At 64.6% G+C, this 17289-nt stretch carries 14 protein-coding genes and 1 riboswitch; of the genes, 2 read left to right on the top strand and 12 right to left on the bottom strand.

Annotated elements, in window-relative coordinates; genetic code table 11:
* Positions 1-123 precede the first annotated feature (123 nt).
* The 9 genes from QZ497_RS00070 to QZ497_RS00030 form a co-directional block, all read right to left on the bottom strand.
* Positions 124-822: an ABC-type transport auxiliary lipoprotein family protein gene (locus QZ497_RS00070; RefSeq protein ID WP_295469813.1), complete on the bottom strand. Its 699-nt coding sequence runs from the start codon at positions 820-822 to the stop codon at positions 124-126.
* 179 nt (positions 823-1001) lie between these two features.
* Entirely contained in the window at positions 1002-3257 is a 2256-nt protein-coding gene (gene parC, locus QZ497_RS00065; RefSeq protein ID WP_295469810.1) for a DNA topoisomerase IV subunit A, read from the bottom strand.
* Positions 3258-3267: 10 nt separating this feature from the next.
* Complete coding sequence (locus QZ497_RS00060) at positions 3268-3801, bottom strand: TIGR02281 family clan AA aspartic protease (protein ID WP_295469887.1); 534 nt, start codon at positions 3799-3801, stop codon at positions 3268-3270.
* Positions 3786-4748 carry an esterase-like activity of phytase family protein gene (locus QZ497_RS00055; RefSeq protein ID WP_295469808.1) on the bottom strand — a complete coding sequence of 321 codons (963 nt, stop codon included), beginning with the start codon at positions 4746-4748 and terminating at the stop codon, positions 3786-3788. Before QZ497_RS00055 ends, QZ497_RS00060 begins: the two co-directional genes overlap by 16 nt.
* Positions 4745-6649, bottom strand: coding sequence for a DNA topoisomerase IV subunit B (gene parE, locus QZ497_RS00050; RefSeq protein ID WP_295469806.1), 1905 nt, complete (start codon positions 6647-6649; stop codon positions 4745-4747). Before parE ends, QZ497_RS00055 begins: the two co-directional genes overlap by 4 nt.
* Positions 6650-6694: 45 nt before the next feature.
* Positions 6695-7312, bottom strand: a complete 618-nt coding sequence (locus QZ497_RS00045; RefSeq protein WP_295469803.1) for a YqiA/YcfP family alpha/beta fold hydrolase — start codon at positions 7310-7312, stop codon at positions 6695-6697.
* A gap of 82 nt (positions 7313-7394) precedes the next feature.
* Positions 7395-8204, bottom strand: coding sequence for a 3',5'-cyclic-AMP phosphodiesterase (gene cpdA, locus QZ497_RS00040; protein WP_295469801.1), 810 nt, complete (start codon positions 8202-8204; stop codon positions 7395-7397).
* Between the two features lie 293 nt (positions 8205-8497).
* On the bottom strand, positions 8498-8950 hold the full coding sequence (locus tag QZ497_RS00035; RefSeq protein WP_295469798.1) for a DUF1249 domain-containing protein: 453 nt from the start codon (positions 8948-8950) through the stop codon (positions 8498-8500).
* The gene (locus tag QZ497_RS00030) at positions 8941-9558 is read right to left on the bottom strand and encodes an NUDIX domain-containing protein (protein WP_295469796.1); all 618 of its coding nucleotides are present in this window, start codon (positions 9556-9558) and stop codon (positions 8941-8943) included. The genes QZ497_RS00035 and QZ497_RS00030 overlap by 10 nt, the downstream gene beginning before the upstream one ends.
* Positions 9559-9765: 207 nt before the next feature.
* On the opposite strand from QZ497_RS00030, the gene QZ497_RS00025 reads away from it, so the two are divergent.
* On the top strand, positions 9766-10512 hold the full coding sequence (locus QZ497_RS00025; protein ID WP_295469794.1) for an RsiV family protein: 747 nt from the start codon (positions 9766-9768) through the stop codon (positions 10510-10512).
* On the opposite strand, the gene cytX is transcribed toward QZ497_RS00025, so the two are convergent.
* Both cytX and thiC read right to left on the bottom strand, forming a co-directional pair.
* A complete protein-coding gene (gene cytX, locus QZ497_RS00020; protein WP_295469791.1) occupies positions 10469-11770 on the bottom strand; it encodes a putative hydroxymethylpyrimidine transporter CytX in 1302 nt (433 codons plus the stop codon). The genes QZ497_RS00025 and cytX overlap by 44 nt on opposite strands.
* Positions 11771-11845: 75 nt before the next feature.
* On the bottom strand, positions 11846-13735 hold the full coding sequence (thiC, locus tag QZ497_RS00015; protein WP_295469788.1) for a phosphomethylpyrimidine synthase ThiC: 1890 nt from the start codon (positions 13733-13735) through the stop codon (positions 11846-11848).
* Positions 13736-13892: 157 nt separating this feature from the next.
* Positions 13893-13997, bottom strand: a riboswitch (TPP riboswitch).
* A 147-nt stretch (positions 13998-14144) separates the two neighbouring features.
* On the opposite strand from thiC, the gene QZ497_RS00010 reads away from it, so the two are divergent.
* Complete coding sequence (locus QZ497_RS00010; RefSeq protein ID WP_295469786.1) at positions 14145-15584, top strand: TolC family outer membrane protein; 1440 nt, start codon at positions 14145-14147, stop codon at positions 15582-15584.
* Positions 15585-15593: 9 nt separating this feature from the next.
* Here QZ497_RS00010 and waaA read toward each other — a convergent pair whose 3' ends face one another.
* A complete protein-coding gene (gene waaA, locus QZ497_RS00005) occupies positions 15594-16868 on the bottom strand; it encodes a lipid IV(A) 3-deoxy-D-manno-octulosonic acid transferase (protein ID WP_295469784.1) in 1275 nt (424 codons plus the stop codon).
* Positions 16869-17289: the final 421 nt, after the last annotated feature.

Raw genomic sequence — 17289 nt, 5'->3', positions numbered from 1 at the left:
CGCAGCTGAAGCGGCTCCTACCGAGTCACATAACCGCTCCGAGCGGGGCAAGCCCAGCGACGAGGCTCAGAATTGCAGGCACAAAAAACCCGCGCATTGCGCGGGTTTTGCATTTCTGCCGCCTTAGAAGCGGAACACCTCAAGGTCGGTGCGGATCGGCGAAGCCATGGGGATCTTGGGCTTTTCCGCCTGTTTGTTATTGCGTACCACCGGTGCAGCCTTCTTGGGTTCGTCGACCTGCCAGGAAATCGGCTTGATCGCGGTGCTGACCTGCTCGGCCAGGCGCTGCAGCAGAATGCCCTGGGCCTTGACCTGAGAAGCGGTGGAGCCGTTGTGGACCTCCTCCAGGTGCACCAGGCGGCTGTCGCGCACGTTGCCCTTGCGGTCCAGCAGGCGCCACTGGGCGTCGAGGATGGCGGGCTGGCGGGCACCGGAGTCCAGGCGAGTGATGGACAGCAACACCTGCACATCAGGGCTGAAGTTGGCGACCGCCGGGGCCAGCACCACGCGCTGGCTGTCGAGCTTCCAGGACACCTGGCGCAGCAGCAGTTGATCGATGTCGGAGGCCAGGTTACCGGCCCAGCGACCATCCGCCGAGGCGGTCAGGGTTCCATCGGGCTGGCGTTGCAGCAGGGTTTCACGTTGCAGGTAATCGGCAATCGAAACCGGGCCCAACAGTACGGCAAGGCCGCTACTCTGCTTGGGCTGGCCGGGCTCACCGCTGTCGAGCTGGTAGAGCGCAGCCGGTTGATGCACGCTGCACCCGGCCATGCCGAGCACACCCGTCATCAACAGAATCATGGGAAGGCGTAGAAGATTCATCGTCCTGTCCGACCTGCGTCCCGCAGGTTACAAATTGAAAAATCGTCAGGGTCATACAGGCATTGGGCCACGCCCAAGCCTGAAGACCCCATATCATCCGTGAATATTCGCTATGACTCCAGCGATTATGCGGCGATCTTCATGGCAAAACGAAGATGGCCCACCATAAATGAGGATTCTCAGCCGTTTTCCACCAACAACGCGTCGACGCGCTGGAAACCGCGCGGCAGCTTGTTGCCGCGCCGGCCGCGCTCGCCCTTGTAGTGCTCGAGGTCGTCGGCCTTCAGCGACAGGGTGCGCTTGCCGGCCTGCAGCACCAGCGTAGCGCCCTCTGGCAGTACCGCCAGATCGGTGACGTACTCTTCGCGGCTGGCCACACGTTCCCCCGGCACACCGATGATCTTGTTGCCCTTGCCCTTGCCCAGTTGCGGCAGGTCACTGACACGGAACACCAGCAGGCGCCCTTCGGTGGTCACGGCGGCGAGCCAATGGTTTTCGCGGTCCAGCACGGGGCGCGGCGACATGACTTTGGAACCGGACGGCAGGCTCAGCAGCGCCTTGCCCGCCTTGTTCTTGGCCTGCAGATCCTCGCCCTTGACCACGAAGCCATAGCCGGCGTCCGAGGCGATCACGTACAGCGCCTCATCATCGGGCAGCAACACGCATTCGAAGCTGGCGCCCGGCGGCGGCTGCAGCTTGCCGGTCAATGGCTCGCCCTGCCCCCTGGCCGATGGCAGGGTATGCGCAGCGATCGAATAGCTGCGTCCGGTGGAGTCGATGAACACCGCGAACTGGTTGGAACGGCCAGCTGCGGCGGCCTTGAAGGCGTCGCCGGCCTTGTAGGACAGCCCGGTGGCGTCGATGTCGTGGCCCTTGGCACAGCGTACCCAGCCTTTCTCGGAAAGCACCACGGTGACCGGTTCGGTGGGCATCAGCTCGTTTTCCGACAGCGCACGGGCCTCGGCGCGCTCGACGATCGGCGAACGACGGTCATCGCCGTAGGTTTCGGCATCGGCGATCAGCTCGCTGCGCACCAGCTTGCGCAGCTTGGTGTCGCTACCCAGCAGGGCCAGGAGCTTGGCCTGTTCCTTGAGCAGATCGTCCTGCTCGCCGCGCAGCTTCATCTCTTCGAGACGCGCCAGCTGACGCAGGCGGGTGTCGAGGATGTAGTCGGCCTGGATCTCGGAAAGCTGGAAGCGCGCGATCAGGTCGGCCTTGGGCTGATCCGAGGTGCGAATGATATGGATCACTTCGTCGAGGTTCAGGTAGGCGGTCAGCAAGCCTTCCAACAGGTGCAGGCGGTGCTCGACCTTGTCCAGGCGGAACTGCAGACGCTTGCGCACGGTGGCGATACGGAACACCAGCCACTCGTTGAGCAGGGTCTTGAGGTTCTTGAGCTGCGGCTTGCCGTCCAGGCCGATGATGTTGATGTTGACCCGGTAGCTGGACTCCAGATCGGTGGTCGCGAACAGATGCTGCATCAGTTCGTCGGCATCCACGCGGTTGGAACGCGGGATGATCACGATCCGGCAGGGGTTCTCGTGGTCCGATTCGTCACGCAGGTCGGCGACCATCGGCAGCTTCTTGGCCTGCATCTGCGCGGCGATCTGCTCCAGCACCTTGGCCCCGGAGACCTGATGCGGCAGGGCGGTGACCACGATATCGCCGTCCTCGACACGGTACACGGCACGCATGCGTACCGAGCCGCGACCGGTTTCGTAGAGTTTGAGCAGGTCGGCACGCGGGGTGACGATCTCCGCCTCGGTCGGGTAGTCCGGGCCGGGAATGTGTTCACAGAGCTGTTCGACGCTGGCCTTGGGCTCGTCGAGCAGGCGTACGCAGGCAGCGGCGACTTCGCGCAGGTTGTGCGGTGGTACGTCGGTGGCCATGCCCACGGCGATGCCGGTGGTGCCGTTGAGCAGGATGTTCGGCAGGCGTGCCGGCAACACGGCCGGCTCGTTGAGCGTGCCGTCGAAGTTCGGCACCCAGTCCACGGTGCCCTGGCCCAGCTCGCTGAGCAGCACCTCGGAGTAGCGCGACAGGCGGGCTTCGGTGTAGCGCATGGCGGCGAAGGATTTCGGATCGTCCGGCGCACCCCAGTTGCCCTGGCCATCGACCAGGGTATAGCGGTAGCTGAACGGCTGGGCCATCAGCACCATGGCTTCGTAACAGGCCGAGTCGCCGTGCGGGTGGAACTTGCCGAGCACGTCGCCGACGGTACGCGCCGACTTCTTGTGCTTGGCATCGGCGCCCAGGCCGAGTTCGCTCATGGCATAGACGATGCGCCGCTGCACCGGCTTGAGGCCGTCGCCGATATGCGGCAGGGCGCGATCCATGATCACGTACATGGAGTAGTTGAGATAGGCCTGTTCGGTGAAGTCAGCCAGTGAACGGCGTTCTACGCCATCCAGGCTGAGGTCAAGGGAGTCGCTCATGCGGGCCTCGTCATTGGGTCGTCTGGCGCAGCAGCAAAGTGCCGCCACGCTGGGTGAATTCGAGTTGTTTCATGGCGCTCATGCCCAGCAGAACCTCCCGGCCTTCCAGGCTCGGGGTGACCAGAGCGCGTACATCGTTGAGCACGATGTCGCCCAGCTGCAGGCGTTCGAGCCGGGTGCGAAAGCCCTGCACCCGGCCGTTGGCGGTATTCAGGGTGACCGGCAGGCCGCGCTCCAGTCCCAGCTCGTCGGCCACTTCACCGGGCACCGCCACATCGGTGGCGCCGGTGTCGATCATGAATGGCACTTCGCGGTCGTTGATGCGCGCGGTACCGACGAAATGCCCCTGACGGTTACTGGCCAGGCGCACTTCGATGTAACCGTCGCCGTGCTGGGAAAGCATTTCGGCGTTAGGGTTGTACTGGCGTTCCTCCCACAGGCCGAACAGCCGAGTGGCCAGGAACAGCCCGGCCACCCAGGCCAGGATCATCAGCACCTTGCCGGCGCGCTGGCCGGGCAAAGGCTGGCTCATGGCGCACTCCAGCCGCCGGTCGGCGCGGCGAAGCGCCAGACCACGGGGCGTTTTTCGCCATCGGCGCGGGCGCCGAAATTGTTGTCGGTGCCGATCCAGGCGCCGGTTTCGTCGACCACCAGGGCCTCGGTCAAACCATAGGGCTGGTCATAAAGACGCTCTGGCTTGCGCGCCTCGTTGGCGAACGACCAGCAGCGCTCGATCTGCCCGTCGTCCAGACTGCGCCTGCACACCCGGTACACCGAACGCTCCAGGGTGAACAGCTTGCCGTTGAACAGCGACACATCGGAAAAGTCCGGCAAGGGCCGGTTCTTGTCCGGGGTCACGCCGGCCTCATGGTAGAGCACGCAGCTGTCCGGGCATTGCCACTGGCCATCCTTGAAGCGCACCTGCAGCAGGCCGCGCTGCTCGCGCTCGGCCGCCAGCCACAACTGCTCGCCGTCCGGGCTGATGGCGATGCCTTCGTACAGGGCATTGAAGCGCTGCAGCATGTCCTTCTCACGCGCCTGCTGGATGACCTGCGCGGGCAGTGGCAGCCAGGTGGGCACGCCTTGTACAGGCACCTTGAGCACCGCGCCATGGGCTTCACTGACCACGTAGCGATTGCCCTGGGCGTCGCAACTGATGCCTTCGTAATCCATACCACCGCCACGCACCACCGCTGACAGGCTGGCCAGCGAACGCAGGCTTACCGGCAGATCGCTGGGCGGCTGGGGCACCTCGATGGGCACCGCTTCGGCCTGCCAGACCCGCTGGCTGCGTTCCAGGCGGTACAACACCAGGTCGTCGCGGTCCGATACCGTCCACAGCACGCCATTGCAGGCCGCCAGCCCCGACAGGTTGCCGCCGGTCATGCCGTCCACGGGGTGCTCGGAAACCAGCTTGAGCTGCTGCAACGGCACACGGGCGTAGGCCGGCACCGCCAGCAGGACCAGCAGGGCCAGCCAGACAGCCCTCAAATCATGACCTCGGCCAGGTTGCCCTTGGCTTCGAGCCACGACTTGCGGTCGCCGGCGCGCTTCTTGGCCAGCAGCATGTCCATGATTTCCGTGGTGGCGGCGTAGTCGTCCAGGGTCAACTGGACCAGCCGGCGAGTGTTGGGGTCCATGGTGGTTTCGCGCAACTGTGGCGGGTTCATCTCGCCCAGGCCCTTGAAGCGGGTGACCTGCGGCTTGCCGCGCTTCTTCTCGGCCACCAGGCGGTCGAGGATGCCATCGCGCTCGCTCTCGTCGAGGGCGTAGTAGATCTCCTTGCCCAGGTCGATCCGGTACAGCGGCGGCATGGCCACGTAGACGTGCCCGGCATCCACCAGCGGGCGGAAATGCTGGACGAACAGCGCGCACAGCAAGGTGGCGATGTGCAGCCCGTCGGAGTCGGCATCGGCGAGGATGCAGATCTTGCCGTAGCGCAGCTGGCTGAGGTCGGTGGCACCGGGATCGACGCCGATGGCCACAGCGATGTTGTGCACTTCCTGGCTGGCCAGCACCTCGCCGCCGTCGACTTCCCAGGTGTTGAGGATCTTGCCACGCAGCGGCAGGATCGCCTGGTATTCCTTGTCGCGTGCCTGCTTGGCCGAACCGCCTGCCGAGTCACCTTCGACCAGGAACAGCTCGGAACGCGCCGGGTCCTGGCCGGCGCAGTCGGCCAGCTTGCCAGGCAATGCCGGCCCCTGGGTGATGCGCTTGCGCTCGACCTTCTTGCTGGCCTTGAGACGGCGGCCAGCGTTGCTGATCGCCAGTTCGGCCAGTTGCATGCCCAGCTCGGGATGGGTATTGAGCCACAGGCTGAAAGCGTCCTTGACCACGCCGGAAACGAACGCCGCCGCCTCGCGGGATGACAGGCGCTCCTTGGTCTGGCCGGAGAACTGCGGCTCCTGCATCTTGGTCGAGAGCACGAAGGCGATGCGCTCCCAGACGTCTTCAGGGGCCAGCTTCACGCCCCGTGGCAGCAGGCTGCGGAATTCGCAGAACTCGCGCATGGCGTCCAGCAGGCCCTGGCGCAGGCCGTTCACATGGGTGCCGCCCTGGGCGGTAGGAATCAGGTTGACGTAGCTTTCCTGCAGGCTGTCGCCGCCTTCGGGCAGCCACAGCAGGGCCCAGTCCACCGCCTCCTTGTTACCAGCGAAGCTGCCGCAGAACGGCTCGTCGGGCAGGCGCAGGAAGTCGTTCACCGAGTCCTGCAGGTACGAGCGCAGGCCGTCCTCGTAGTGCCATTCGACCTTCTCGCCGCTGGACTTGTCTTCGAAGCTGACCAGCAGGCCCGGGCACAGCACCGCCTTGGCCTTGAGCACGTGCTTGAGACGGCTGACCGAGAACTTGGGGCTGTCGAAGTATTTCGGGTCGGGGCTGAAGTGCACGCTGGTGCCGGTGTTGCGCTTGCCGACGGTGCCGATGACTTGCAGGTCCGAGGCCTTGAAGCCGTCGGCGAAGGTCATCTGGTACTCGTTGCCGTCGCGCTTGACCTTGACCCGCACCTGGGTCGACAGCGCGTTGACCACGGAAATGCCCACGCCGTGCAGGCCGCCGGAGAACTGATAGTTCTTGTTGGAGAACTTGCCGCCCGCGTGCAGCTTGGTGAGGATCAGTTCGACACCGGGCACGCCCTCTTCGGGGTGGATGTCCACTGGCATGCCGCGGCCGTCGTCGATCACTTCCAGGGAGTTGTCGGCGTGGAGGATCACCTGCACCGAGCGGGCGTGGCCGGCCAGGGCTTCGTCGACGCTGTTGTCGATGACTTCCTGGGCCAGGTGGTTGGGCCGCGCGGTGTCGGTGTACATGCCCGGCCGTTTGCGAACCGGGTCGAGGCCCGAGAGGACTTCGATGGCATCGGCGTTATAAGAACTAGCGCTGGGAGTGGCCATGGGTTCTCGTCATCAATGGTTCATGGAATGTCGCATGTCTGCCTTTCACAGCACGGAAAGGTCGATATCACGCAGCAGCCGCTGTTCGAAGCCGGCCAGGGCCAGCAGTTCCGGCAGACGCGCCTGGAACCCCTGGTAGCTGTGGTCGCCACCCTCCTGGATGTCCAGGCTGCACTGCGCATAGAACGCGGCGGCACGGCGGTAATCCAGGGTTTCGTCGCCGGTCTGCAACCACACGCGGATCCGCTGTGGGTCATCGGGCGCGGGTACTTCCAGCTCGACCAGGGCCTGGATGTGATCCTGGGTCAGTTCCCAGCGCTCCCCGGTGTAGAGGTTCTGCTGGGTGCCGAGGTAGCCGTCGAACAACTGGTGCGGGTTGACCGCCGGGTTGACCAGTACCGCTTCGAGCCCGTGGCGCTGCGCAAGATGGGTCGCATAGTAGCCGCCGAGCGAGCTGCCGACCAGCAGCGGACGCCCCAGGGCTTCGATCGCCTCCTCGAGCTGGGCGATGGCCTGGCGGGGATGATGATGCAACTCCGGTACGCGCAGGCGTTCCTGCAGGCCCAGCGAGCGCATCAACGCCGCCAGCCAGGTGGCCTTCTTCGACAAGGCCGAACTGTTCAGGCCATGGATATACAGCAGCGAGGGGTTGTCGCCGGTCATGCCAGTGCTCCGCAGACACGCATCAGGATAAAGCCGCACAGTTTACAGGACTCAGGAGGCAGGACCGTAACGCCGACTTGTTTCAATAACCCGCGCCTGAGAAGTCGATCTCGAAATCTACGCCGCTCAGGCGCGAAACAGCGGTTTCCAGCCGTCCGTCGTCGTGCAGGCGCAGCCAGCGATAGCCGGGTGCCGCTTCGTCGAGGGTGAAGTCCACACTGCCGGGCGCGAACTGGATGCAGGTGGATGGCGTGGCCAGCAGACGAACCCCGTTGCGCTGCTGGTCGAAGGCTTGGTGGACATGCCCCCAGAGCACCGCGCGCACCTGTGGATAACGATCCAGCACAGCGAACAGTGCCTCGGCATTGTGCAGGCCGATCGGCGCCATCCATTCACAACCAATGGAGACCGGATGGTGATGCAGGCAAACGAGGTGATGGCGGTCAGGCGCTTCGCGCAGCGAGCGCTCCAGAAGGCTCAGTTGCTCATCGGCCAGGTAGCCGAACACCGCGCCCTCGACCTCGGAGTCGAGCAGGGTCACCCGCCAGCGCCCGACATCCACCACCGGCTGCAGCACCTCGCTGCCCTCGGCGGCGGCACGCATCTGCGGCGCTTCGTCGTGGTTGCCCGGCAGCCAGCGCACCGCCGCCCCGAGGCGCTCGCTGAGCTGGCGGAAGGCCTGGTAGGACAGCAACGAGCCGTCCTGAGAGATATCCCCGGTCATCAGCACCAGGTCGATGTCCGGCTGTTCGGCCTGGACCTGCTCGACGACCTTTTCCAGGCTGTCGCGGGTCGGCAGGCCCAGCAACGTGCCATCCGCCTCGGCGAACAGGTGACTGTCGGATAACTGGACCAGCAGGACGGAGGTGTCCTTGATAGATGAACTCGGCAACGGCCGTCTCCTGGGGACGATACGCTGCGATTATGGTGGCTGAGACGGGACGCGGCAAATGGGGATTGAGAGCCGGTTCACACTCGGGCTCACAGCTTAACTGCCCTCGCGACCTGCCCATCGCCAGCAATATAAACCATGCACGACCGCCTGATTGAAAGTCAGGGCGAAACTAGCACGACCTATCGTGCGGTCGCAGCGAGATACATCGCACTCAAATCTGTTTCGGAAACAACCTACAAAGCCCGATAGACGTTTCTTGCGACGATAATTACCGAAGCGGGAAACAAGTCTCAGCGCACCACTTCATACTCATGCCCGCACGCCAGGCAGTGGCTCAGCCACTCGCCGAGGAACAGGTTGAGCTGGGCCTTTTCGTCAGGCTGATGCATGTCTGCATTGGGGTACGGGTAGATACCCTGGAAGCGCCGCGCATGTTCGGCGCCGATGACCTCGGCCATGCGCGCATCGTGGTAGACCTGTACCTCCAGGCGCGGCACCGGCAGCCAGGGCAGGCTGTGTTCCTGGCGCACCTGCAAGGTGGTGGTGTAGGGACAGTCGAGCAGCACTTCGAGGGTCAGCACGCCCAGCATCTGGTCGCCCTGGGTCACCGCCACGCGGCGCGAGCTTTTCTGCGTGCGCATGTCAGGCAGCAGGCGCATCAGGCGGGCATAGTTGGCCTCGCATGCTGCCTGCAGCCCGGCAAGATCCACACGATAGCGCTCGCGCAACAGATTCACGACCATAGCCCCCTGATTTCGCTGCGGTTCAAGGCCAGCCACTGGATGGCAATGATCGCCGCCGCGTTCATGATCCGGCCATCGGCCACGGCTTGCAGGGCGTCGTCGAACGACCAGACCGTGACACGAATGTCCTCCCCCTCGGATTCCAGCCCGTGGATGCCACCGGCATCCTGGCTGTCGCACTGCCCCAGGAACAGATGCACGTATTCATCGCTGCCCCCCGGCGAAGGAAAGTACCGGGTAATCGGCCACAGCGCACTGAACTTCAGCCCAGCTTCCTCTTCTGCCTCGCGATGAGCAACTTCTTCCGGTTGCTCATCCTTGTCGATCAGACCGGCGACCATTTCGATCAGCCACGGGTTGGCGGTTTTCTCTGCCGCACCGACGCGGAACTGCTCGATCAGCACCACTTCGTCGCGCTTGGCATCGTAGGGCAGCACGCACACGGCATCGTGACGCACGAACAGCTCGCGGCTCAGCTCACGCCCCATGCTGCCGTCGAACTGTTCATGACGCAGAAACAGCTTGTCCAGACGGTAGAAACCCTTGAAGCAGGTCTCGCGTCGGGTGATCTCGAAGGCGGTCGGGGTCGAACGGGGCGTCTGGGTCATGGATTTCTCACTGCGGAAGGCATTGGCATGGGGCCATCCTAACGCGCATCGCGCACCGGATGCAGCCCCCTATGAAGATGCAGGGTAGACGCGCCCACGGCAAAGCATTTCTAATCCGCCCAATGGCGAACCGAAGGCACTTTTCACAGTCCAACCGGCCTGTATGCGCTTGCGCATCGCCTTTTCCGATACCTGCCAAGGATCATCATGTCGTTACCGAAGATCGCCGCACTGGTTTGCCTGGTCGTAACCCTGGGCGCCTGCCAGAGCCTGTTCAAACCCAACATGCGTGCCCCTCTGCAGGTCGAGCGTGAAGCCTGGGAGCAGATCAAGCCTGGCTGCAGCAGCAGTGACTGCCCACTGGTGAACATCGATACCGTGCATTTCCCTGATGAGCCGCGCCTGGACGCCATCGTGCAGAAGAACCTGCTGCAGCTGGCGCCTGCCCTGCCCGGCCAGCCGGCGCCGACCTCGCTGAAAGCCTACGAGCAACAATTCCTCAGCCAGGCACAGGGACGCAACAACAGCTACCTGCAGGCCAAGGTACGCGAACAGCATGACGGTATCGTGGTCATCGAGCTGTCCAGCTACCTGGACACCGGCGGCGCCCATGGCGACCCCGGACGGGCGTTGATCAACTATTCGCGTCAGCAGCAGAAAGTCCTGACCCTGGCCGACATGGTCGTGCCCGGCAAGGAAAACGAGTTCTGGCAGAAGGCACAGTTGGCCCACCAGGCCTGGCTGGTGTCGACCAAGGTCAATGAAGACCCCGAGTTCCTCAAGAACTGGCCGTTCAAGCGCACCCCGAATGTGGCGCTGACCTACGGCGCGGTGATCCTCAAGTATCCGGTGACGACCATCGCGCCGTACGCGATGGGCCACATCGAACTGAAGATCCCCTACCCGCAGCTCAACGGCGTGATCCGTCCGGAGCTGTTCCCTGGCCGCAGCTGAAGCCCACGCCCAGCAGCGCCTGCAGCACGCCGGCGAGCAACAGCGCCGGCAGTGTCGCGCCAACCTCCGGGTACAGGTTGGCCAGCAGGTGGTAGGTGCTCACCCCACCCAGCCAGGCCAGCAGGCTGGTCCAGCGCAGCGCCGGCACGTTGGCCGGTAACCGGCGCCGACGCAGAATGAAGTGGTCGGTCAGCACCACACCGAACAGCGGCGCAAACAACGAGCCGATCAGCAGCAGGAAGCCTTCGTACTGCGCCAACGGCGCTAAACAGGCGATCAGCGTGCAGAGCACCCCGATCCCCAGAGCCAGGTGCTCGACCCGCAAGCCTGACAGCAAGGCGCTGGACACCGCCGCCGAGTGAATGTCGGCGAAGGCCTTTTCCGACTCATCGAGCAGAATCAGCAACAGCGGGATGCCCATGCCGGCTCCGGCCAGCGCCAGCAGCAAGGCATTGGCCTGCTCGGCTTCGACGAAGGCCAGGGTGTAGGCCACGCCCAGGCTCATCAGCCAGCAATTGCCGATGAAGTACCCCAAGGCCGTGCCCATGAACACCGGCTTGGCCTGGCGGCCGAAGCGTGAGTAGTCGGCGATCAGCGGCAGCCACGACAACGGCATGGCGATGGCCAGGTCCAGGCCGGTGGCGAACGGCATCGAGCCGTCCCCGGCCTTGACCCACAGCGCCGCCAGGTCGGCCTTGGCCAGCAGGTTCCAGGTCAGCCACAGGCAGGCGCCCAGCAGCAGCCAGATGCCCCATTGACGCAGCACCTTGCGCACGAAGGTCAACGGCCCGCTGACCGCCAGCAACGTGGCCAGGGCGCCGAACAGCAAGGCCCAGAGCAACGGACTGGCCCACGCAGCGCCTGCCCCCCAGGCACGTTCGGCCAACAGGCTGGCGGCGTCGCGCATCACCACGATTTCGAAGGCGCCCCAACCCACCAGTTGCAACAGGTTGAGCGCCGCCGGCAGCAGCGCCCCCTGCCGCCCCAGGCTGAGCCGCAGCGAGGCCATGGCCGACAGCCCGGTGTCGCTGCCAATGACCCCGGCCGCGGCGAGCAGCAGCACGCCGATCGACGAGCCCAACAGCACCGCCAGCAAAGCGCCGGCCATGCCCAGCCCCGGCGCCAGCAAGGCACCGGCCTGCAGCACCATCAAGCCGATGCCCAGGGAGAACCACAGGGAAAACAAGTCGCGACCGCCAAACACCCGCTGTGCTGCGGGTACCGGCTGGTCCGGAGAAAAACTGCCAGGTGTGCTCACATTCGCGTCTCACGAGAGGAAAAGAACAGCGGCAAGCCAGGCGTACGCGCCGGCTTGCCGCGTGCAACGGCCGGCTCAGACCTTCTGATACAGCTGGCTGCCTTCCTGCCTGAAGCGCTCGGCCTGTTCACGCATGCCGTCCTCGACCGCCACGTCCACCGCCTCGATGCGCTGGTTGGCGGCGTATTCACGCACTTCCTGGGTGATCTTCATCGAACAGAACTTCGGCCCGCACATGGAGCAGAAATGCGCCACCTTGGCCGACTCCTTGGGCAGGGTTTCGTCGTGGTAGGCCCGGGCGGTGTCCGGGTCCAGGCCCAGGTTGAACTGGTCTTCCCAGCGGAACTCGAAGCGCGCCTTGCTCAGCGCGTTGTCGCGGATCTGCGCACCGGGGTGGCCCTTGGCAAGGTCGGCGGCGTGGGCAGCGATCTTGTAGGTGATGATGCCGGTCTTCACGTCATCCTTGTTCGGCAGGCCCAAGTGTTCCTTGGGCGTGACGTAGCAGAGCATGGCGCAGCCGAACCAGCCGATCATCGCCGCACCGATACCGGAAGTGATGTGGTCGTAGCCGGGTGCGATGTCGGTGGTCAGCGGGCCGAGGGTGTAGAACGGCGCCTCTTCACAGCACTCCAGCTGCTTGTCCATGTTTTCCTTGATCAGTTGCATCGGCACGTGGCCGGGGCCTTCGATCATGGTCTGCACGTCGTGCTTCCAGGCGATCTTGGTCAACTCGCCGAGGGTTTCCAGCTCACCGAACTGCGCGGCGTCGTTGGCGTCGGCAATCGAGCCGGGGCGCAGGCCGTCGCCCAGCGAGAAGCTGACGTCGTAGGCCTTCATGATTTCGCAGATGTCTTCGAAATGGGTGTAGAGGAAGTTTTCCTTGTGGTGCGCCAGGCACCACTTGGCCATGATCGAGCCACCGCGGCTGACGATGCCGGTGACCCGCTTGGCGGTCAGCGGCACATAGCGCAGCAGCACGCCGGCGTGGATGGTGAAGTAGTCCACGCCCTGCTCGGCCTGTTCGATCAGGGTGTCGCGGAACAGCTCCCAGGTCAGGTCCTCGGCGATGCCGCCGACCTTCTCCAGCGCCTGGTAGATCGGTACGGTGCCGATCGGTACCGGCGAGTTGCGGATGATCCACTCGCGGGTTTCATGGATGTGCTTGCCGGTGGACAGGTCCATGACCGTGTCCGAGCCCCAGCGGATGCCCCAGGTCAGCTTGGCGACTTCTTCCTCGATGGAGGAGCCCAGGGCGCTGTTGCCGATATTGCCGTTGATCTTCACCAGGAAGTTGCGGCCGATGATCATCGGCTCCAGCTCGGTGTGGTTGATGTTGGCCGGAATGATCGCCCGACCACGAGCGATTTCCTGGCGCACGAACTCGGGGGTGATTTCCTTGGGAATGCTGGCGCCGAAGCTGTGCCCGGCGTGCTGCTGGTCGAGCAGACCGGTGGCACGCGCCTCTTGCAGTTTCATGTTCTCGCGGATGGCCACGTACTCCATCTCGGCGGTGATGATGCCCTGGCGGGCATAGTGCATCTGCGTGACATTGGCGCCGGCCTTGGCACGCCGTGGATTTTTCACGTGGGCGAAGCGCAGCGCGGCCAGTTCGGCGTCGTTGAGGCGCTGCTGGCCGAAGTTCGAACTCAGGCCACCCAGGCGCTCGGTGTCGCCGCGCGACTCGATCCAGGGCGAACGCACGTCGGCCAGGCCCTTGCGCACGTCAATGATCACGTTCGGGTCGGTGTAGGGGCCGGAGGTGTCATAGACGGTGACCGGCGCGTTGATCTCGCCGCCGAAGTCGGTGGGTGTCACGTCCAGGCTGATCTCGCGCATCGGCACGCGAATGTCCGGGCGCGAGCCCTGAACGTAGATTTTCTGCGAACGAGCGAAGGGTTGAACCGAACCCGAGTCGACCTGGGCCGATTCACTCAGATGGGGGGCGTTTTTTGCTCTTGTAGTCATCACGGTCTCTCCAGACATCCAGCGGCGGATTGGTTGTCGGAGTGACCTGAACGGACGGGGGGCGCGATCCAGCGAACGTGGATGCAGAGTGTCGAAAGAGGCGGAGTGCAAAAAAATTGAACGCACGACCCCGGACGACACTCAAGAGGACTCGCCGGGAGCGAGCAATCTTGTTCCCTACGCAGGCGCTAACCTGATCAGGTTCAACGGGATCCGGCTTAACCGATCTCAGCCTCACATCAAGGCACCCCGACAAGAACGGCGCCAGTCTATGCCGGCCAGGGGGGCGAGCGCCAGACCTTGCAGCAAAACCCGCGATAAAAGGCGGAAATGGCTGATTGTTGCCATGACCCGCAGACTCTACACTCGCGAATCTGATTGCCATCATCTTCTGGAAAAGGAACGCCCCATGCTGCGCAAACTGTCGTTGGCCATTGCCGTGTCCTGCGCCTGCAGCGCCCCCAGCCAGGCCGGCGACGCGCCGCTCACGGCGCTCAACGGGCTGCTCGACGTTTACCAGCAGGCAGTCGACAACAACGCAGACCTGGCCGCCGCACGCGCCGACTACCAGGCGCGCAGCGAAGGCGTTCCGCAAGCTCGCGCCGGGCTGCTGCCGAATCTCTCCGCCGGCGCCCAGAACAGCAGCACCCGTACGCAGATCGACCAGCCCCACGCCACCGCCACACGCAACGGCACCCTGTACCAGGCAACCCTGAGCCAGCCGCTGTTCCGCGCCGACCGCTGGTTCCAGCTGCAAGCGGCCAAAGCGGTCAACGAGCAGGCCGCACTGGAGCTGTCGGCCAACGAACAAAACCTCATCCTGCAGTCGGCACAGGGCTACTTCGGCGTCCTGCGCGCCCAGGACAACCTGGCCACCGCCAAGGCCGAAGAAGCCGCGCTGCGCCGCCAACTGGACCAGGCCAACGAACGCTTCGACGTCGGCCTCTCGGACAAGACCGACGTGCTGCAGGCGCAGGCGCGCTACGACGGCTCGCGGGCCTCCCGACTCATCGCCCAGCGTCAGGTCGAAGATGCTTTTCAGGCCCTGGTGACCCTGACCAACCGCCAATACAACGCCATCGAGGGCATCAACCACAACCTGCCGGTGCTGCCGCCGACACCGAACGATGCCAAGGCCTGGGTCGACACCGCGGCACAACAGAACCTCGACCTGCTGGCCAGCAACCATGCCGTGGACGCGGCGCGCGAGACCCTCAGCCAGCGCAAGGCCGGGCATGCGCCCACGGTGGATGCGGTAGCCAGGTGGCAGCGCGGCGACAACGATCTGCTGGGCTTTTCCAACCCCAACTACACCGGCATGGACTATCGGGGTGACGTTGACCAGCGCAGCATCGGCGTGGAGTTGAACATTCCGCTGTACAGCGGCGGGCTGACCAGTTCCCAGGTGCGCGAGGCCTATGCGCGGCTGAACCAGAGCGAACAGCGTCGCGAAAGCCTGCGCCGCCAGGTGGTGGAAAACACCCGCAATCTGCACCGTGCGGTAAACACCGACGTCGAGCAGGTGCAGGCTCGCAAACAGGCGATCATCTCCAACCAGAGCGCCCTGGAAGCCACCGAGATCGGCTACCAGGTCGGCACCCGCAACATCGTCGACGTACTCGACGCGCAGCGCCAGCTCTACGCTTCGGTGCGCGACTACAACAACACCCGCTACGACTACATCATCGACAACCTGCGCCTCAAGCAGGCTGCCGGCACCCTCAGCCCCAGCGACCTGCAGGCGCTGTCAGGCTACCTCAAGGCCGACTACAACCCGGACCGGGACTTCCTGCCGCCGGACCTGGCCCAGGAAGCCCGCAAGAACTTCGAGCGCCCGGCCAAGCGCTGAGCCAACGAACTACCCCATCAACCGCGCAATCATGCCCAGCAGGCGCTGCAAGGCGCCCTGGTTGGCCTGCATCACCTGCTGCCCCGCCTCGGCCATGCGCCGGGCGGTTTGCGGCTGTTCGAACAGTTCACCCACCGCACGGGCCAGGGCCGCCGAGTCACTGACTTCCAGCAAGGCCCCGGCAGTGCGCAGCATCGCGGCGATTTCCAGGAAGTTGAACAGGTGCGGGCCGCTGAGCACCGGTTTGCCCAGCGCAGCCGGCTCCAATAGATTGTGCCCGCCGTTAGGCACCAGGCTGCCACCGACGAAGGCGCAGTCGGCCAGCGCATAGAGAAACAGCAACTCGCCCATGGTGTCGCCAAGCAGCACCGAGGTCTGCGCCGTGACTGGCTGGCCGCTGGAGCGACGCACCGTGGCGAAACCCTGTTGTTCACACAGTTGATACACGCTGTCGAAGCGTTCCGGGTGGCGCGGCACCAGAATCAACAGCGCCTGGGGGTGACTGGCCAGCAACTGACGATGCGCGGCCAGGACGCTTTCGTCTTCACCGGCATGGGTGCTGGCGGCGATCCATACGGGCCGCCCGTCAGCCTGCCATTGCTCACGCAACTGCCTGGCCTGCTCGGGCAGGTGCGGGTCGACGCGCAGGTCGAACTTGATCGAGCCGGTCACCGTCACGCACTCGGGCCGCGCGCCCAGGTCCCGAAAGCGCTGGGCCTCGGCTTCGGTCTGCACGGCTATGCCGTTCATCTCGGCGAGCATCGGCCGGGTCAAGCCGGCGAAGCGTGCATAACCGCGCGCCGAACGCTCGGACAAGCGCGCGTTGGCCAGCAACACCGCAATGCCGCGCCGGGCGCACTGGTGAATGTGGTTGGGCCACAGCTCGGTTTCCATGATGATGCCCAGCCGCGGTTTGACCCGGTCGAGAAAGCGCCCGGCCGCCCAGGGCAGGTCATAGGGCAGGTAGCAATGTTGCACGCGCGGTTCGTTGGCGAACAGCGCCTGAATGCGCTCAGAACCGGTGGGGGTCATGCAGGTCAGGGTGATGACCTGCTCCGGATAGGCAGCCAGCAGCGCGCGAACCATGGGCGCAGCGGCGATGCTCTCGCCCACCGACACCGCATGCACCCAGATACCGCCCTGGCGCAGGGGCGGCAGGCCGAAGGCGAAGCGCTCGCGGATCCGTCTGGCATAGGCCGGAGCCTTGCGCGCACGCAGGAACAGGCGCAGCGCAACCAGCGGCAGGCCCAGGTGAAACAGCAGGGTATAGAGGGTTCTGTTCATGGCGGCGAAGTTTACTAGGCCTCACCCCGAGGGGGCGAGCACGCTGCATAGGATCCTTGATTCCAGCATGGATATCCCACGGCTGAAGCCAATATGGGTCAGTTAGGCCGGTAGGAGCGGCTCCAGCCGCGAAGCGGCCGCATGTTCACGACAGATGCAGTGAATTACCCGGCGTTTTCGCGGCTAAAGCCAATACTGTTCGGTTAAGCGCTTTGCGGCTTGGTGGGAGCGAGCTTGCTCGCGAATAGCAGACTATCTGGAGCGGGTACACCCGTCGCTGCATCAGTGCCCTTGAGTCACCTTTCCGCCTTTACGGCGGGTTACTTTTGGTTTCCAGGTGCCCTGCGCGCCAAAAGTAACCAAAAGCCATTGCTCCTGGCTTGGGTCTGCCCTGCGGGCAGACTTCCCTCCTTCCGGCGCC

Source organism: uncultured Pseudomonas sp. (genome assembly GCF_913777995.1).
Lineage (GTDB): Bacteria > Pseudomonadota > Gammaproteobacteria > Pseudomonadales > Pseudomonadaceae > Aquipseudomonas.
Note: the sequence above shows the minus strand (reverse complement) of the source record. Positions and strands in the feature narration are given on the sequence as shown.

Excerpts from the sequence above, each read along its gene's own strand:
- thiC (WP_295469788.1), bottom strand. The coding sequence starts at position 13,735 with ATGACTACAAGAGCAAAAAACGCCCCCCATCTGAGTGAATCGGCCCAG.
- QZ497_RS00010 (WP_295469786.1), top strand. The coding sequence starts at position 14,145 with ATGCTGCGCAAACTGTCGTTGGCCATTGCCGTGTCCTGCGCCTGCAGC.
- waaA (WP_295469784.1), bottom strand. The coding sequence starts at position 16,868 with ATGAACAGAACCCTCTATACCCTGCTGTTTCACCTGGGCCTGCCGCTG.
- parC (WP_295469810.1), bottom strand. The coding sequence starts at position 3,257 with ATGAGCGACTCCCTTGACCTCAGCCTGGATGGCGTAGAACGCCGTTCA.
- QZ497_RS00045 (WP_295469803.1), bottom strand. The coding sequence starts at position 7,312 with ATGACCGGCGACAACCCCTCGCTGCTGTATATCCATGGCCTGAACAGT.
- parE (WP_295469806.1), bottom strand. The coding sequence starts at position 6,649 with ATGGCCACTCCCAGCGCTAGTTCTTATAACGCCGATGCCATCGAAGTC.
- QZ497_RS00070 (WP_295469813.1), bottom strand. The coding sequence starts at position 822 with ATGAATCTTCTACGCCTTCCCATGATTCTGTTGATGACGGGTGTGCTC.
- QZ497_RS00035 (WP_295469798.1), bottom strand. The coding sequence starts at position 8,950 with ATGGTCGTGAATCTGTTGCGCGAGCGCTATCGTGTGGATCTTGCCGGG.
- QZ497_RS00030 (WP_295469796.1), bottom strand. The coding sequence starts at position 9,558 with ATGACCCAGACGCCCCGTTCGACCCCGACCGCCTTCGAGATCACCCGA.
- QZ497_RS00025 (WP_295469794.1), top strand. The coding sequence starts at position 9,766 with ATGTCGTTACCGAAGATCGCCGCACTGGTTTGCCTGGTCGTAACCCTG.